At 66.7% G+C, this 16,620-nt stretch carries 14 protein-coding genes and 1 tRNA gene; 8 read left to right on the top strand and 7 right to left on the bottom strand.

Annotated elements, in window-relative coordinates; all coding sequences use genetic code 11:
• Position 1: 1 nt before the first annotated feature.
• A tRNA-His gene (locus VGI12_17380) sits at positions 2-76 on the bottom strand.
• A 223-nt stretch (positions 77-299) separates the two neighbouring features.
• Here VGI12_17380 and VGI12_17375 point away from each other — a divergent pair.
• Entirely contained in the window at positions 300-3,680 is a 3,381-nt protein-coding gene (locus VGI12_17375) for an Ig-like domain-containing protein (GenBank protein ID HEY2434450.1), read from the top strand.
• A gap of 58 nt (positions 3,681-3,738) precedes the next feature.
• Positions 3,739-3,954 (top strand): hypothetical protein, encoded by a 216-nt coding sequence (locus VGI12_17370; GenBank protein HEY2434449.1) that lies wholly within the window; start codon positions 3,739-3,741, stop codon positions 3,952-3,954.
• 9 nt (positions 3,955-3,963) lie between these two features.
• On the opposite strand, the gene VGI12_17365 is transcribed toward VGI12_17370, so the two are convergent.
• The 5 genes from VGI12_17365 to VGI12_17345 all read right to left on the bottom strand — a co-directional run bounded on the left by VGI12_17365 (position 3,964) and on the right by VGI12_17345 (position 9,762).
• On the bottom strand, positions 3,964-4,827 hold the full coding sequence (locus VGI12_17365) for a Ku protein (GenBank protein ID HEY2434448.1): 864 nt from the start codon (positions 4,825-4,827) through the stop codon (positions 3,964-3,966).
• Positions 4,828-4,896: 69 nt separating this feature from the next.
• Positions 4,897-7,896, bottom strand: a complete 3,000-nt coding sequence (locus VGI12_17360; GenBank protein HEY2434447.1) for a TonB-dependent receptor — start codon at positions 7,894-7,896, stop codon at positions 4,897-4,899.
• A gap of 10 nt (positions 7,897-7,906) precedes the next feature.
• Positions 7,907-8,293, bottom strand: coding sequence for a hypothetical protein (locus VGI12_17355; GenBank protein HEY2434446.1), 387 nt, complete (start codon positions 8,291-8,293; stop codon positions 7,907-7,909).
• A gap of 105 nt (positions 8,294-8,398) precedes the next feature.
• Positions 8,399-9,343, bottom strand: coding sequence for a hypothetical protein (locus tag VGI12_17350; protein HEY2434445.1), 945 nt, complete (start codon positions 9,341-9,343; stop codon positions 8,399-8,401).
• A complete protein-coding gene (locus tag VGI12_17345; protein ID HEY2434444.1) occupies positions 9,340-9,762 on the bottom strand; it encodes a BlaI/MecI/CopY family transcriptional regulator in 423 nt (140 codons plus the stop codon). The genes VGI12_17350 and VGI12_17345 overlap by 4 nt, the downstream gene beginning before the upstream one ends.
• Before the next feature lie 343 nt (positions 9,763-10,105).
• Between VGI12_17345 and VGI12_17340 the strand changes: the two genes are divergently transcribed.
• The 5 genes from VGI12_17340 (at position 10,106) to VGI12_17320 (ending at position 15,170) form a co-directional block, all read left to right on the top strand.
• Positions 10,106-10,645, top strand: coding sequence for an RNase A-like domain-containing protein (locus tag VGI12_17340; protein HEY2434443.1), 540 nt, complete (start codon positions 10,106-10,108; stop codon positions 10,643-10,645).
• Complete coding sequence (locus VGI12_17335; GenBank protein HEY2434442.1) at positions 10,642-10,947, top strand: contact-dependent growth inhibition system immunity protein; 306 nt, start codon at positions 10,642-10,644, stop codon at positions 10,945-10,947. The genes VGI12_17340 and VGI12_17335 overlap by 4 nt, the downstream gene beginning before the upstream one ends.
• A 111-nt stretch (positions 10,948-11,058) precedes the next feature.
• A complete protein-coding gene (locus VGI12_17330; GenBank protein HEY2434441.1) occupies positions 11,059-12,420 on the top strand; it encodes a cytochrome P450 in 1,362 nt (453 codons plus the stop codon).
• Positions 12,421-12,525: 105 nt separating this feature from the next.
• Positions 12,526-14,523, top strand: a complete 1,998-nt coding sequence (gene ligD, locus VGI12_17325; GenBank protein HEY2434440.1) for a DNA ligase D — start codon at positions 12,526-12,528, stop codon at positions 14,521-14,523.
• A gap of 263 nt (positions 14,524-14,786) precedes the next feature.
• On the top strand, positions 14,787-15,170 hold the full coding sequence (locus VGI12_17320; protein HEY2434439.1) for a ferredoxin: 384 nt from the start codon (positions 14,787-14,789) through the stop codon (positions 15,168-15,170).
• A gap of 289 nt (positions 15,171-15,459) precedes the next feature.
• On the opposite strand, the gene VGI12_17315 is transcribed toward VGI12_17320, so the two are convergent.
• Positions 15,460-15,858 carry a hypothetical protein gene (locus tag VGI12_17315; protein ID HEY2434438.1) on the bottom strand — a complete coding sequence of 133 codons (399 nt, stop codon included), beginning with the start codon at positions 15,856-15,858 and terminating at the stop codon, positions 15,460-15,462.
• A gap of 624 nt (positions 15,859-16,482) precedes the next feature.
• Between VGI12_17315 and VGI12_17310 the strand changes: the two genes are divergently transcribed.
• Positions 16,483-16,617, top strand: coding sequence for a hypothetical protein (locus tag VGI12_17310; GenBank protein ID HEY2434437.1), 135 nt, complete (start codon positions 16,483-16,485; stop codon positions 16,615-16,617).
• Positions 16,618-16,620: the final 3 nt, after the last annotated feature.

The raw sequence follows: 16,620 nt of genomic DNA, 5'->3' as shown, positions 1-16,620 counted from the left end.
TTGGGGTGGATGACGGGACTCGAACCCGCAGCGTCCGGAGCCACAGTCCGGTGCTCTACCTTTGAGCTACACCCACCATCGGCCGAAATAGCAGCGGTAGAACCCACCAAGTGTAACAGAGAACCCTGAGTCGCGGCGAATGCGCCCGGGAAAGGGCGTCTGAGAACCCGGGTCCGCACCGCAGTGGAAGCGAATCTCCGGATCAGGGAAAACCCTTTCCGTTAACTGCCACAAACCGGGGCGCCGTGCCGTGCTTTCCCACCCAACCGACTGGCACTTCCCTCGCAATATCTGCGGCCGTGAAGAAGAGCTTTCTGATTGCCGCGCTGCTCGGGATCGGCCTGATCGGCGCGACCTCCCGCGCCGCCTCGGCACAAACGCTCGGACCCCAGGAACGGATGTGCGATCCGACGTTCGAGGACTGCCGCGCCGATATTCTCACCTACATCCAGCAGGAGACAGTCGAGATCGACATGGGCTTCTGGATGATCACCGATGCCCGCTACGCCAACGCCCTCGTCGCGGCCTGGCAGCGCGGCGTGAAGATCCGCCTGCTGATGGACCCGCGCTGCACCAGCGAGCACCAAGCCTGTGAGACGCAGAACACGCAGCTCGCCAACGCCGGCATCCCGATGCGCAACCGCGCGACGAGCGGCATCCTGCACTGGAAGATGGTGATCTTCGCCGGACAGGGGCAGATGGAGTTCGCTGGCGCGAACTACGCGCCGTTCGAGATGGTGCCCGACACGCCCTGGGTCAACTACACCGACGAAATCGTCTATTACACCAACGACCCGTCGCTCCTCCACAGCTTCATGACCAGGTTCGACGACCTGTGGACGAGCCCGACCGAGTTCGCCAACTTCGCCAACGTGACCGGGCCGTTGACCCGGAGCTTCCCGACCTATCCGATCGACGCGCAGCTGAATTTTCCGCCCGACGACAGCTACCGCACGCGGACGTTGAACGCCTACGCCCAGGAGCAGCAGGCGATCGACGCGTTCATGTTCCGCATCACCGACGAGCAGCAGAGCGACGGGATCATCGCGCAGGTGCAGCGCGGCATCCCGGTGCGGCTGATCACCGACGAAGGGGAATACCGCAACACGGATCGCCTGTGGGACGCCTATAACGTCGACAAGATGTACCAGGCCGGCGTCCAGGTCCGGCTGGAGGATCACCAGGGGATCAACCACGCCAAGGGCATCCTGCTCTACTCGCAGGGTATGTCGATCTTCGGCTCGTCGAACTGGACGTCTCCCTCGAGCGACAGCCAGCGCGAGCACAACATGTTCACCACGCAGCCGTGGATCTTCACGTGGCTGCAGCAGCTCTTCAACCGGAAGTGGACAAATGGACACGGCACGCCCGAGACGAAGGCGTTCGTGCCGCTCGCGCCCGACGCTCCGGTCTACAACCTCCCCGCCAGCGCCGCCACCAACGTCCCGACGACAGGCACGAGCCTCTCGTGGAATGCGGGCCTCTGGGCGCACATCTACGACATCTATTTCGGCACCACGCCCAACCCGCCGCTGCTGACGAGCAACGTCAAGCTCGGGCCGAGCCAGTACAGCACCGACTACCGAACGTATGCGCTGCCGGCGCTGCAGCCGGGCACCACCTACTACTGGAAGATCGTCTCCAAGACGATGGCCTACGTGACGGCGCCTGGACCGGTGTGGAGCTTCCAGACGGCCGGCACGGCCACCAGCAACAACCCGCCGTCCGTTTCGATCACCGCGCCGGCCAACAACGCCTCGTTCGTGGCGCCGGCGACCGTCACCGTGGCCGCCACAGCGGCCGACAGCGACGGCACAATCGCCCGCGTGGATTTCTATCAGGGCTCGACGCTCATCGGCAGCGCGACGACGGCTCCCTACAGCGTCACGTGGTCGAATGTCCCGGCGGGCAGCTACTCGCTGACCGCGGTCGCCACCGATAACGGCAATGCCTTCACCTCCTCGGCGGCGGTGACCATCACCGTGGCCACCGGTGCGAGCACGCTCCCGAGCGGCTGGACCGACGGCGACATCGGCTCGACGGGCGCTGTCGGCACCGCCTCGTTCAGCAGCGGCACTTTCAGCGTCACCGGCGCGGGCGCCGACGTCTGGGGCGGGGCCGACGCGCTCAACTACGTCTCGCGCTCTCTGACCGGCGATGGCACCATTGTCGCGCGCGTCGCCAGCATCCAGGCCGTGAACGCGTGGACCAAGGCCGGCGTGATGATCCGCAATTCGACCTCGCCATCCTCAGCGCAGGCCTTCATGCTCGTCGCCTCGTCTGCTGCGAAGGGGGCGCCGTTCCAGCGCCGTACAGCCGACGGCAACATGACCAGCGTCAGCACCACGGGGCCGCTGGTGACCGCACCCTACTGGGTCAAGCTCGTACGGGCCGGCGCGCTGATCACGGCCTCCGTTTCCGCCGACGGCGCGGCCTGGACACAGGTCGGCAGCGATACGTTCTCGCTGAACGCCACGATCCGTGTCGGCCTTGGAGTCTCGAGCCACGTGGCCGGCTCCAACGCGACCGCGACGTTCGACAACGTCACGGTAACACCGGCCAGTGGCGTTCCCCCGACCGTGGCGCTGACCGCCCCGGCTAACGGCGCCACCTACGTCGCGCCCGCCACGATCACGCTCACGGCCTCAGCGTCCGACAGCGACGGCACTGTGGCGGCGGTGCAGTTCTACGCAGGGTCGACGCTGCTCGGCACGTCGACCTCCGCGCCGTACAGCTTCACCTGGTCGAACGTCGCCGCCGGTTCCTATACGCTCACCGCCGTCGCGACCGACAACGATGGCCTGACGGCAGGCTCGGCACCGGTCAACGTCACCGTCAGCCCGGGCGCGAACAATCCACCGGTGACGGCGATCACCAGTCCGGCCAATAACGCCGCATTCACCGCGCCGGCGACGATCGCGATCACCGCGAGCGCCAGCGACAGCGACGGCTCGATCGCCTCGGTCGCCTTCTACAACGGCTCGACGCTGCTCGGCACGACGACGAAGTCGCCGTACAGCTTTAATTGGGCCAACGTCGCCGCCGGCACTTATAGCCTGACAACAGTCGCCACCGACAACAGCGGCGCGACCACGTCGTCATCGGCCGTGACGGTGACGGTCGCGAATACGGCCCTCCCCAACGGCTGGGCGCAGATGGACATCGGCGCCCCCCCGGTCCAGGGCAGCGGCAGCTACTCGAACGGCGTGTTCACGGCGACCGGGTCCGGCGCGGACATCTGGGGCACGGCCGATCAATTCCATTACGTCTACACCCAGATGAGCGGCAACCGCAGCATCGTCGCGCGGGTGACCGGCATCCAGAACGTGGCGGTGTGGGTGAAGGCGGCGGTAATGATCCGTCAAACGCTCGACGCGTCTTCGGCGCAGGCGATGATGCTCGTGTCGTCGCAGAAGGGGACGGCGTTCCAGCGGCGGACGGCCACCGGCGGGGCCAGCACCAACACGACCGGGTCGACCGCCGCCGCGCCGCGCTGGGTGAAGCTGACGCGCAGCGGCAACACCATTACCGCCTACGAGTCGGCCGACGGCGCCGCGTGGACGCTGGTCGGGAGCGACACGTTCTCGATGCCGCCCAACGTCTACGTGGGCCTCGCGGTGACGAGCCACACGACCACGTCGAGCGCGACGTGCACGTTCGACAACGTCAGCATCCAGTAGGACTTGAGTCCGGGTGATTGACCCGGCTGAGCTTGACCCATAGAATCCTGCGCATCAGATGGATGCGCAGGATCTCGAGCGGATCGCCCGGCATGCCCTTCGGGAGCTTGGTGCGGGGGAAAGCCCGGTGACGGTGACGGCGCAGGCCGCCGCCGATCGGTGGACGGTGGCCGTCGGCGGCAGCGAGCCGCTGACGCTCTCGATCCGCGCCGGCGCCGGCACCAGCCCGCAGTTCGTCCGCGACCAGATCTTCGAGCAGTTTCGTGGGCAGTGACGGGAGCGTCTAGCCGCGCGCGCGTTTCCTGGCCGGAGCGGCAGCCTTGGTCTTCACCGGCTCCGAGGACTCGACCTTCACCGGCCTCTTCTTCCCCGAACTGACGCGGTCGAGCGACTGACGCAGCGCGTCCATCAGGTTGACCACCTTCGGCGGCGTCTCCTCCTGCGTCGCGACCACCTCCTGCCCGGCGATCTTCGCGTCGATGATCCGCTGCAGCTCTTCCTGGTAGGCGTCCTTGTACTCGCCGAGATCCAGCTCTCCCTCGAAATTCGAGATCACCTGCTTGGCCAGCTTGATCTCTTCGGGCTTGACCTTCGACGGCACGCCTTCGAGCTCGTCGATCTGATCCATGCTGCGGATCTCGTTGGCGCGCCGCATGGTGTACATCACCATCCCCTTGTCCTTGGGCTGCACCGCGACGAGATACTCCCGACCGTAGAGCGCCAGCTTGCCTATGCCGGCCTTGCCCTTCATGCCTTCACGCATCACCGCGAACGATTCCCGGGCCATCTGGCCGTCGGGCGCGAGATAGTACGGCCGCTCGACATAGATCGGATCGATCGACTCGACCGGCGTGAACTGCACCAGGTCGATGACGCGAGTCGACTCCGGGCGCACCTTGGCGAGGTCGTCCTCGTCCATCACGACGTAGCGCCCCTTCTCGAACTCGTAGCCCTTGACGATCTCCGACAGCGGCACTTCCCGCTCGCAGTGCGGGCACCAGCGCTTCTGCTGAATGCGCGTCTGGCACTCGCCGTGGAGCTGGTTGAAGCTGACGGTCGCCGCGGAGTCGGTCGCGGGGAACACCCGCACCGGGATGTTCACGAGCGAGATCTTGAGGAAGCCCTTCCAGGTCGGTCGTGCAGCCATAGGGCCATTATCGGTCGGTCGGAGGCTGGAGTTTGGGCCCTGGGTGGCGCAACCTCCAACCTCTTGTCACTAAAAGAGATATCTGATCTGAATCTGGAACATCCGCGGCGGATCGATGTTGGCGAACGCCGGAATCGCCGTCGACCCCGACAACGTTGCGAACTGCCCGAACGTGTTCGACGCCGCGCCGGTATCGCCGTACGTCGTATTGCCGCGGCCGAGCATGTTTGCGTGGTTGAAGAGGTTGAATCCCTCGAGGCGCAGCATCAGGGTACGCCCGCCCATCTTGATGCGGTCCTCGACGAACACCGCTACATCCTGGGTGCCGGTTCCCGTGAACGCCGATTTGCCGATGACCGCGCCGTTGATCACGGGCCGATCGTTGGTCGCGCCGTCACCGTTGTTGTCGACGCCGGTCGTCGAGTTGACCGGCCGCGCCGAGGCGACCTGCGCGACCGTCCCGGCCGAGATGTTGTACGGCAGGTTGTAGGTGAAGCTGATCACGGCGCGATGACGCTGATCGAGAAGGCTGAGTCCGCGCTCCTGCTCCCCGAGCTGCGCAATGTTCGCGTCGTTGGGCCCGATGCCGTTGCCATCCGGCTCGGTCGTGTTCGTGGCCTTCGACAGGGTGTAGCTCAGCGCCGCGTACCAGCGCGTGCTGCCGCGGTAGCTGATGTCGGTCTGGAGCCCGTCGTAGTCGGCCTCGCCGAGATTCATGATCGTGTTGATGTTGCGGACGCCGCCGGTCACCGGCACGATCGGACGCGTCAGATCGGCCTGCGCCGCCGTCCGGACCTGGCCCGGCGCCGTCCGATCGAAGACCGACGGCGCGTTGAGGTCGACGGTGCGAACCAGATCCGACCAGTGCTGATGGACGTAGTCGGCGCCGGCGAAGAGTCCGTGCATGATCTCGCGCTCGGCGCCGAACGAGACGACCTGTGAATGCGGATTGCGCAGTTCATCGGGATAGTTCGGGACCTTCGTGAAATCCAGGCCGTACTGCGGGAACTGCGCGGTGTAGTAATCGCGCCTGCCCGCTATGATCGTGATGTTGCGGGCCGGCAGTGTGGTCGCGTTGCCCTCGAAGACGATTGGGACGCACGTCAAGCACGTCGGGAAGCCGACCTGCCCCGGCGTCGCGGTGTAGGTGGTGAAGCCGTCGAGGCCGCTCTGCAGATATCCGGCGATCAGGTTCGACTGAATCTGCGTGTAGTACGACCCGTAGCCGCCACGGATCGACAGTCGAGGATCCCCGCCAGGATGCCAGCCGAACCCGACCCGCGGCTCGAAGTTCGCCCGCGAGTCGGTGAGCGTCTGCACGTCGTAGCGCAGGCCGAGATCGAGCGTCAGATCGCTGGTCACGCGGTACTTGTCCTGGGCGAACGCGACGCCCAGCCACTGGTTGAGCGTGTAGGCCGCCGGTTGCCCCAGGCTGTACGGCTGCGAGTAGTTCTGCACGTCGTTGATCGTCAGCTGATCGAACGGCAGCGTCGAGGACGCGCCGGTCCCGACGAACGTGAACGTGCCGCCCAACGCCTGCCCTGGCTCCGTGCCGACGCCGCCCGACAGATGTCGCGCGAGATTGCCGCCGAACCGGAAGTCGTGGGTGCCGTGCGACCACGACAGCGTGTCCGAGAACTGCGCCTGGCGGCTGTAGACGTCGGTGAACTGATTCGCGCCGATCTTGAACGGTACCGATCCGGCCGTCCTCTGGTAGACGGTGGTGGACTCGATCGATTCCCACTTCGTGACCGGGTCGCCGTCGGTGTAGCCGACGCGCGCTTCGTTCAGCATGTGCGAATTCACGACCGAGACGAGGTTGGTCTGGAACGTCCAGCCGCCCCGCGTGTAGCGGCGCGCCGCGCTCGGGGCCGTCGTGCCGACCACGGCGTCGTTCGGGTTCGTGTCGTAGAAATGATCGTAGTTGCCGCGGAAGCTCAGGGTCTGGTTGGTGGTGACCTTCTCGTCGACGCGCGCGTCGACCAGCCCGGAGCGGTACTGGCCGACGTAGGTAAGGCTGCCGTTGTCGAGCACGAACGGCGGCAGCGTGCTCGACAGCGCCACCGTGCGGTCCTGCTGCGTGTAGTCCGCCGCGGCGAAGAAGAACGTCTTGTCCTTCTTGATCGCGCCGCCGGCCGATCCCGAGTACTGATTCAGCTTGTCCGGGATGTCGACCGGCAGGATCGAGGTGAGCGCATCCGGCACCGTGCAGGTGGAGATGGACGGCGGACAGAAGTTCTTCGTCGAAAACGAGGTCGCCTGCCAGCCGCCCGGCCGGCCCATGTACAGGCCTTCGCCGCGCAGCTGATTCGTGCCCGACTTGGTCACGATGTTGAGTGCGGGACCCGCCGTGAAGCCGTACTCGGCCGAGAACGCGTTCGACAGCACGGTGACTTCCTGGACGGCTCCCACCGGCACATTGGCGAGCATCGTCTGCCGCCCCCAGCCCTCGTCGTTGTTCGCGCCGTCGAGCATGTAGGTCACCGTGCGGCGGCTGCCGGCCCCGGTCACGAAGTACGTGGCATTGACGAACAGATCGCCGGTGCCCTTGCCCTGCCGGAATGCGGAGCTGAACAGCGGCAGGGTGGTCAGCTTGCGGCCGAGAATGGGCGTCTCGTCGATGGCCGCGGCGTCGATACGCTTGCCGATCTGGGCGTCGGCGCGGACGCCCTCGGTCGTGCCATAGACCGTGACGTCGCTCTTGCCGCCGCTGACGACGAGTTTTACTTTGACGGTCGCCGTCACGCCGGCACGCAGCGTCAGCCCCGGCACGTCTTCGGCGGTGAACCCGTCCTTGGCGACCTCGACTTTGTAGCGCCCGGTCAACGAGAGCGTCGGCATCGTCGCGGAACCTTCCGCGTTCGACATGGCTTCGCGAACCGCCCCTGTCGCCGTGTTCGTGACCGTGACCTTCGCGTCCTTGACCCTGCCGCCGCTCTGATCGACCACGACGACGACGATCGATCCGGTGTTGGGCGATTGCGCGGCGGCGACTCCGGGACTGAGCACCGGCAGCACGAACATCATCGCGGGCGCCAGCACCTTCAGTATCTTCAGCACTCTCAGCACGTTCAGTTCCTCACTTCGCCACAACGACGTAGTCTTTGAAATAACTGGTGGAGTCCGTCTTCGACCACAGACCCACCCTGCCGGCGATCGGCGCCCGCATGACCGGGTTCTTCCCGGGATAGAGATCGTCGTTCGGGAGCGCGCCGTTGCGCCCGGGTTGGGGCGCGCTGCCGAACGTGTACGTCAGCACCTTCTGGCTGTCGAGCGTGCCGGTGATGATGGCGCCGCCGACGTCGAGCCGCAGATCGTGCCACTTGGCGCGATCGTCATCCGCCTTGAGCAGATCGCCGTCGCCCGGGCGGATCAGCGGCCGGCGCATGCCGTTGTGGAATTCCCGGACGACGGTGCGCGAGGTGTCGTTGTAGTGGAGGTCCACTGCCAGCAGCCGGGGAGACATGGTGTAAAAACTCTATCGGGCGGGAACGATCTACTACCAGTAGTCGTAGATCGTCGACTCGCAGAAGGGGACGCCGCAGCGAATCGCGGCGCGTCGAACGTCAGCTCAGGGGAGCAGCTGAACCGCCTGCTCCATCAGCCCGTGCAGCGACGGCGCCGCGGCGATGAGGGCCGCCGCCAAAAGAACGCACGTGATCGCCGCCGCGAGGCGGTGGGAGTGCGCCGCGGGTGGTGTGGGGACGGGCTCGATGAGCCGGCGGACGCGCACCTCGATGCTGCCACCCCGGTAGAACGCGCTGGCGAGCTGCGGCGTCGACGGCGTGGCCAGGCGCGCGGCCTGGATGAGCGCGCGTGCCAGGTGCAGGCGCGTCGCGGGGTGAACGGCTGTGGCGCTGTCGTCGGCGGCTTCTTCGGCGGCGGCCGCCCAGTCGCGCTCGAGGCGCGGCCTGACGATCACGTCGGGACAGGCGCGCAGCAACAGCCGTTTGACGTTGTCCCGCGCCGCGACGTGCGCGCACTCGTGCGCGACCATCGCAGCGATTTCGTCGGCCGGGAACTCGCGCAGTACGCGCTCGGCGATGAAAAGGCGGGGACGAACGAGGCCGGCGACCGCCACGAGTGGAAACGCCTCGTCAATCGCGTAGCAGGGTACGTCGGTCGCCAGGCCTTCGACGAGCCGTCCGTTCCGCTGCCAGCCGCGAACGACTGCCGTCGTCGCGCGCCACGCGGAGCTGGCCAGCCAGATCGCCCGGCACAACAGCGCACCGCCGACCAGGGCCAATAGGCCGAGCGTGCGATTGATCGGCTCGATCGTGTCACGCTCTTCGAACCACAGGAAAATCGGCAGCACGACGGCGAACGCCGCAACCGTTGCGGCCGCGAGCGGAAAGATCTGAATCGCGAACAGCAGCCGTCCGCGCGAGGCGGCGGCCGCCCGTGCCAGCCGGCGGTCGAGGAGCATCGCGGCGGCGCGCGCCAGGATACCGCCCGCCAGTGTGAACAGGGCGAAGGCCGAGAGCGCGCTGACGCCGGCGAGCCGCCAGTAATTCACCGGTCCTCCTCGGGCGGCGCGTCCTGTTGTCGACGCTTCTCGCGGACGAGCCGTTCGAGTTCATCGAGCAGCCGATCGTCGTGGCGGCTGACCTCGTCGACGAAGTAGGAAAGGATTGGCTGGGCCCGGCCGCCCCGAAGCAGCGGCTCCAGCGTGTGCGCCACCAGCCCCGACTCCATCGCGTCGCGCGACGCCACCGGCGCGTAGAGGAAGGCCCGCCCGTCCTTGCGCCTCGTCAGCACCCCCTTGCGGTGCAGCCGTTCCATCGTCGTCATGACGGTCGTGTAGGCGGCGGTCGGAAACGCCTCTAGCACATCGCGCACCGCCGCTTCCCTCCCGAGCGCCCACAGCGCGTCGAGCACCCGCAGCTCGAGCGAGCCGAACTGACTGGCCAGCCCTGGCCGATTCCGCCGAAACATGAGGGAAGTGTACCACCCTGTGGATTTCTGAGTTCCGCACGGGGAGTGGGAACGGACGACTTGTGGCCACGACGACCTGCCTTGGGCGAAGGGGGTCGTTGATGCGGTTTCCGCCAACTCGACTCTTTCCCTCAAAAATCTCCGCAATACACACAAGCTCAGTCAGGCGACGTCGCGGTCCTGAGGACACGACCGCCGCCCGATCGCCAGGGCCGCGCGCGCGGATCGAATGGGGATACAGTGGGACACATCTCGTACACCGGACATGAACTCGCTGATGGTCCGACCTCGCTGTTCCACGCCGCCGTCATCGAGAAGGGACCGCCCTGATCCGGGGCGTGCGGTGCGCGGTGCCTGTGCTGCGGCGGCGCTTCTCGTCCTGGCATTGGCCGGCTGCGATTCCTCCGGCACGGCTCCCATCCAACAGCGCGCCGCGCCGCCAGCCAGCACGGCGTCGGCACCAGCGGCGGCCGAGCGCCGGACGGTGCCGTCGCCGACCAGCCACGATCTGTCAGCCGACGAGGCGATGGGCGGTCACACCCTCGAGCGCCACGTCGGGCGGAGCGATGCCGACCTGATCGAGCGTCTCCGCCGCGAGCCGCAGATCTCGAGCGCATCCACATACACCGATCGCGCCGCGGCCGAAACAGTCGTCGGCGCGGCGCTCGCCGCCGAGACCCCGTCGTTGGCCGCCTGGCGCGAGCGCCGCGGCCGGCGGCCGAACTTCGTGCTGCGCTATCGCGCCGATCGCGTCATTGGCCGATCGATGGGGCGCGGCCGGACGACCGCCGTCGCCTGCGATCGCGCTCTGGTCGTTCTGCGCTGGGACGAGCGGCGGGCGCGCGCCTACGTATTGACGTCGTATCCGGAGGCGAGCCGATGACGCGCGCGGCGACGGCGGAATTCCCTGAACTGACGCGAGTCTTCAGCGGCTACCTGCACGAGGATTTTGCCGCCGAGTACGGCAGTCCCGACGCCGCGCTGCAGGCCTTCCGCGAAGACGCCTCGCCCGACGAGTGGCGGCGGTTCCAGCGCGAGGCGGCGCGGTTCGTGCGATGGGCCGAAGCCGGCCGTTTCAGCGACGTCGGCGCGCTCGCTCAACAGATGGGCAGCCGCTGGTCGCCCCCGTCACACGACGCGCTCATCGCCCTGGTGAGCACCGCCGCCGGCGTGAAACGCCGCTGAGCCGTTCCGCGACGCGGCTGGCGGCGACGATCGCGACCTCGTCCTCCGGCTGAGAGCGACGGAACCGCCGCCGCTCAGGCACCGGCTCGCCAGCCCTATAATCGCGTCGACGTGTACCCTCCCGGACCTCGCGGCTATCCGTTCATTGGAGTACTGCCGCACCTGCGCTCGAATCCGATTCGCACCTTTCTCGACGCGGCCGATCGATACGGCGACATCGTTCACATGAAGGTCGGGCCTTACCATGGCTACATGGTGTTGGATCCGGCAGACATCAGGCACGTCCTCCAGGACAACGCCCGCAACTACCACAAGAGTCCGATCTACGAAAGGCTCCGCCAAGGCGTCGGCAACGGGCTGCTGACGAGCGAAGACGCCGTGTGGCTGCGCCAGCGCCGCCTCGCCCAGCCCGCCTTCCACCGCCAGCGACTGATGGCGATGGCCGACGCGATGGTCGACTGTACCGAACAGATGCTCGAGCGGTGGGACCGCCTCGCCGCGCAGGGCGCGACTGTCGACATCGTCGAAGAGATGACCGGCCTCACACAAGCCATCATCGTGCGGACGCTGTTCAGCACCGGCCTCGGCGGGGCTGCGGACATCGTCAACCGGACGTGGCCGATCATCAACCGGCGGATCGGCGAGACGCTCTGGGCGACGAAGCTGGAAATGGCGTTACCACTTCCGGCGAATCGCCGCTCCCGACGCGCACTCGCCGAACTGGAAACAGTCGTCTACGGCATCATCGCCGACCGCCGCCGGACCGGCCGCGACGAGCCGGATCTGTTGTCGATGCTCCTGTCGGCGCGCGACGAAGAAACGGGCGCGGCGATGACCGACCGGCAGCTCCGCGACGAGGTCATGACGATGCTGCTGGCCGGCCACGAGACGACGTCGCTGGCGCTGTCGTGGACCTACTATCTGCTGGCGCAGCATCCCGACACCGCACGCGGCATCGCCGACGAGGTGGACCAGGTCGTCGGCAGCGGCCGGCCGAGTTTCGCACACCTCGATCGGCTGATCGTGACGCGCCGCGCCATCGAGGAATCGCTGCGGCTCTATCCGCCGTCGTGGGGCTTCTCGCGGCAGGCGACGGGCGACGATGAGATCGGCGGCTACCGGATCGCGAAAGGCTCGCTCGTATTCCTGATTCCGTACGTGGTGCATCGCCGGCCGCGGCTCTGGCCGGATCCGGAGCGCTTCGATCCAGATCGATTCGCGCCAGAGCAGGAATCGACGCGGCCGCGATTCGCCTACATCCCGTTCGGCGGTGGTCCGCGCGGCTGCATCGGCAGCCAGTTCGCGATAGTCGAGGCGCAGCTGATTGTCGCGGCCGTCGCGCGGCGGTTTCGCGTGGCGCTGCTGCCGGGTCAAGACATCCGCCCCGAGCCGCTCATCACCCTGCGGCCGTCCCCGGCTGTCTACGCTCGACTCGAGCTGCGCGCACCTGGCGAAGACGTCGCGAGGGGGTAACCGCAGACCCGCGCTACGTCGCCCGGTAAGCGGCTTTCCCTGCCCGCGGAGACCCCAGCTCCCAGGGAGTTGAGCTGTCGGGAGCTGTCAGCGTAGTCTCCCTGTGTGCGGTCTCCCATGCTGGCCACGCTCGCAGAAGCACCACTCCAGAGCCGGCTGCTCGTTTATGAACCGAAGTACGACGGCATCCGCGCGCTCGTCGAAATCGACCCGGGCAAGAGGGGCCAGCCAGCGGGGGTACGGCTGTGGTCGCGTAACGGCAACGAGAAGACGGCGCAGTTTCCCGAGGTGACGCAGGCGCTCTCGGCCGCCGCGCGCGCGGTCAAGCAGCCGCTGGTGCTCGACGGCGAGATCGTCGCGCTCGACGAGCGCGGCCAGCCGGCCGGCTTTCAGCGGCTGCAGGGCCGCATGCATCTGCTCGGCGCGCGCGACGTGGAACGCGCGGAGCGGGCGCAACCAGCCGCGTTCATCGCCTTCGACATCCTCGCCGACGGCAAACAGGATTTGACGAGCCGTCCGCTCAGCGAGAGACGAGCGCACCTCGAGAAACTGTTCGCGACGTTGACGGCCAAGGCCCCCGACGCCGCCGCGCCGATCGTCCGGATCAGCGAACAGGTCGCAGGCGACGGACGCCAGCTGTACGCGCGGGCGCAGCAAGAAGGATGGGAGGGACTGATCGCCAAGGAGGCGGCCTCGACCTACCAGCCGGGACGCCGCTCACCGGCGTGGCGCAAGATCAAACTGCTGCACGAGGAGGAATTCGTCGTCGGCGGCTGGACCGAACCCCGCGAGACGCGACAGCACTTCGGCGCACTGCTGCTCGGCGTCTACGAAGGCGACGAGCTCGTCTACGCCGGCCATACCGGCACCGGCTTCGATCAGAAAGAGCTGACGAAGCTCTCGCGGCTGCTGAAGGCGCGCGCGACGAAGACATCGCCTTTTTCAGCGCCGATCAAGACCAACGAACCCGCGCACTGGGTGCGCCCGGAGCTCGTCGCGCAGATCCGGTTCACGGAGTGGACGGCGGACCACAGGCTGCGCCATCCCGTGTATCTGGGGCTCCGCGACGACAAGGCGGCCCAGGACGTGCGCCGAGGCGCCGACCGGGCCGCCGTCACGCGACAGCCGCGATCCGTTTCGGCGGCTCCGCATCGAACAACCCTGGAACTACAGGCAATCCTCGAACAGCTCACCAGCCTGGAAGCGGCGAAGAAAGACGGTCTCGTCACGCTGCCTGGCGGCGAGTCGGTGAAGGTGACGAATCTCGCAAAGTTGTTCTGGCCCGCTCGCGCCGACGCTGCGGCTGGACGCGGGCTCGCCCCTGGAATCACGAAAGGGGAACTGCTCCGCTATTACGTCGAGGTCGCGCCATTCATCCTGCCATGCGTCGCGGAGCGTCCGCTGGTGATGAAGCGGTTCCCGAACGGCGTCGCCGGCGAGGCGTTCTACCAGCACAAGGTGAGCGAGCGCGGCGCGCGGCAGTTTGTCGGCGGCACGCTGAAGACGCTGCTCGAGATGACCCAGCTCGCTGCCATCTCTCAGGATCCGTGGTTCTCGCGCGTCAGCTCGCCGCACGACGCCGACTATACGGCGATCGATCTCGATCCCGGCCCTGGCGCCAGCTTCGAGACTGTCCTGGACATCGCGCGCTGGGTCCGCGACGAGCTGCGGCGCCTCGGGGTGTCCGGATTCCCGAAAACGTCAGGCTCGCGCGGGCTCCACATCTATCTGCGGCTGCCTCCGGACACTTCCTACGAGTCGGGCATGCTCTTCTGCCAAATCGTCGCCACGCTGGTCGCGACCAGACACCCGAAGCAGGCGACCGTCGAACGTTCGGTGACGAAGCGCCCGAAAGGCACGGTCTACATCGACTACCTGCAGAACATCGAGGGCAAGACGCTGGCAACCGCCTACAGCGCGCGCGCCAGCGAGTTCGCCGGCGTGTCGACGCCACTCACGTGGAAAGAGATCGACGCCGGCTTCGACCCGCGCGCTTTCACGATCCGCACGGCTCTGGCGAGATTTCGTGAAGTCGGCGACCTCTGGGCCGATCTGAGGACGTCGCCTCCCGCAGATCTGCAGGCAGTGCTCGACCAACACTAGGCGGTCGCGGGCCCCCTTGGCCCTCGGGCCGCGACTCGGCGTGCCTTTCAGGAGAAGGGGCCGCCCTCCTCATCCTCGTCTTCTTCGTCGAGGTCCTCGTCGTCTTCGAGCTCCTGACGCTCCTCCTCGGCAATCCCGCGCACCTGATCGTCGTGGCTCATGCGAACGGTTGGGTCGTCGTCTGGCTGGGGCTTATTCCCGCGGTCGGCCATGGAACCTCCTGCCTCCGCCTGAGCAAGCCGAGTGCCGTAAAATCTCTGTCGATGCCGAAGAAGTTCGAGTCGCCAGCACAGCCGGTCGCACAGTTCGGAATCGGCAAGCTCCGCCGCCATCTCTTCGTGTGCGTCGGGCCCGATTGCATCGATCCCGAGACTGGCGATGCCACGTGGCAGTACGTAAAGAAGCGGATGAAAGAGCTCAACATCGCAGGACCCGATGGACCGTGCTACCGCACCAAGTGCAATTGCCTGCGCATCTGCACCGACGGACCGACCGCGGTCGTCTACCCCGAGGGCACGTGGTACCGGTTCGTGACGCCCGAGAACGCCGAGCGCATCATCCAGGAACACCTCATCGGTGGCCGGGTGGTCGAGGACTTGCGCTTCGCCACCAACCCGCTGACCGACGATCCACAGACTGAGAACTGACGAGGGAGGGCTGCGGGCGTAAGGGGAAACCGAGGGGACCGTTAGACCGTCGAGGTGGGCACACCAGAGTGTTGGTGCGGGGCGACGCTTCGATTGGTTACACGACGCCGTTCTCGGGGGTGGCCGCCTGAGCTCCCCGCCATTGTTTCGGGGCTCGCTTCCCAAAAAGCTCCCGCCGTGGCGACGTCATCGCCCTTGACGGCGGGCATCCTCGCCGACGTCAAGCCGCCCACCGGGCTGGAGTTTCATAACGCCTCGTGGCGTCTGAGAGCCCATTGGCAGCAAGTTCTCACCGGAGCTTCTCCGCTACGAACTTGAGCTTGACGTCCAGGACGGAGCTGACAATCGTGAGGACGCCCGTTATCCTAGTTCCGGATTCATTCAGTTCCCCGGTGTGGGTCGCCACCACGACATCTTTCACCATCGGGGGAATGCCCGTCTTCTCCAGCCGAAACAGAACCGTTCGGCCACGCAGTTCCCCGCGTATCTCGTCGCTGCGTTTTTCACATTTGAGGGTCAGTTCGCTCCGCCGCTGACGCATTGCGCACTCGACAGCAGCCCCGCTGATCCCCAACGCGGGATCACGCTCAACCGTGAATGACCACTGACCCGACAGATCCTGGGTCGCAGCCATTGAGCTACAGCCGGCGGAAAGGACAAGGAGCAGACAGAACAGGCGGTGAGTCATCTGCAACTCCGAGAGGAGACAGCGTGGAGTTGCCCGGGGACCCGCAGTTTAGCAGAAAATGGCGCCCCCGCTAGGATCCGGAACCTCTCACGATAAGGCTCGCGAACGAGCGCCGCGAGTGAGCCAGCGGAGCGGGCCGCGAAGCGTGCCCCCGAGCGACGCTGTCGGGGGATCCGAGGGGCGAAGCCTCTCGGATAGAGTTGGTGCGCCCGGCAGGGCTCGAACCCGCAACCTTCGGCTCCGGAGGGCCGCGGCCTACCTGTTACCAGCCTCTTACCGTCCGCTAGGGGCATGCCGCGTTTCTCTGACGCAGCGAAAGTGCGCTGCTGGCGCCGCCGTTCGTTGGCGCGCGCCTTGTAACAAAGGATGCAGCGGCGCGTCCCTTTCTTAACAGCGTGGACGGTGGAGGCATTCGTGGCAAGGTCATCGCGAGGACCGCAGGGACAGAGAGGCAGGAGAGGATTGAAAGGACGAGCAGGGCCAAAAGGCCCCCCCGGGAAACGCGGCGCACAAGGCCCGACAGGCGCGAGTGGGCGAACTGGCCCTGTTGGGCGGAGGGGCAAGATCGGGCGGCCAGGCTCCAAGGGGCCGCGCGGCGTACCTGGCCCCCTCAATGAGGACGGCGTGCTCGACATGATCATGAAGCACTTCGATGACGTGTACGCGCAGCTCAACGTGCAGATGAAGCGAATCGCGCAAATTCAAAACCAACTCGACCTGTTGGCGGCAAAGGTGCGAGCCGAGCTGACGAAGGATTAGGGC

This window comes from Vicinamibacterales bacterium (genome assembly GCA_036496585.1).
GTDB lineage: Bacteria > Acidobacteriota > Vicinamibacteria > Vicinamibacterales > 2-12-FULL-66-21 > JAICSD01.
Note: the sequence above shows the minus strand (reverse complement) of the source record. Positions and strands in the feature narration are given on the sequence as shown.

Coding starts and splice junctions, on each gene's coding strand:
- VGI12_17370 (HEY2434449.1), top strand. CDS start 3,739: ATGGATGCGCAGGATCTCGAGCGGATCGCCCGGCATGCCCTTCGGGAG.
- VGI12_17365 (HEY2434448.1), bottom strand. CDS start 4,827: ATGGCTGCACGACCGACCTGGAAGGGCTTCCTCAAGATCTCGCTCGTG.
- VGI12_17355 (HEY2434446.1), bottom strand. CDS start 8,293: ATGTCTCCCCGGCTGCTGGCAGTGGACCTCCACTACAACGACACCTCG.
- VGI12_17345 (HEY2434444.1), bottom strand. CDS start 9,762: ATGTTTCGGCGGAATCGGCCAGGGCTGGCCAGTCAGTTCGGCTCGCTC.
- VGI12_17335 (HEY2434442.1), top strand. CDS start 10,642: ATGACGCGCGCGGCGACGGCGGAATTCCCTGAACTGACGCGAGTCTTC.
- VGI12_17320 (HEY2434439.1), top strand. CDS start 14,787: ATGCCGAAGAAGTTCGAGTCGCCAGCACAGCCGGTCGCACAGTTCGGA.
- VGI12_17315 (HEY2434438.1), bottom strand. CDS start 15,858: ATGACTCACCGCCTGTTCTGTCTGCTCCTTGTCCTTTCCGCCGGCTGT.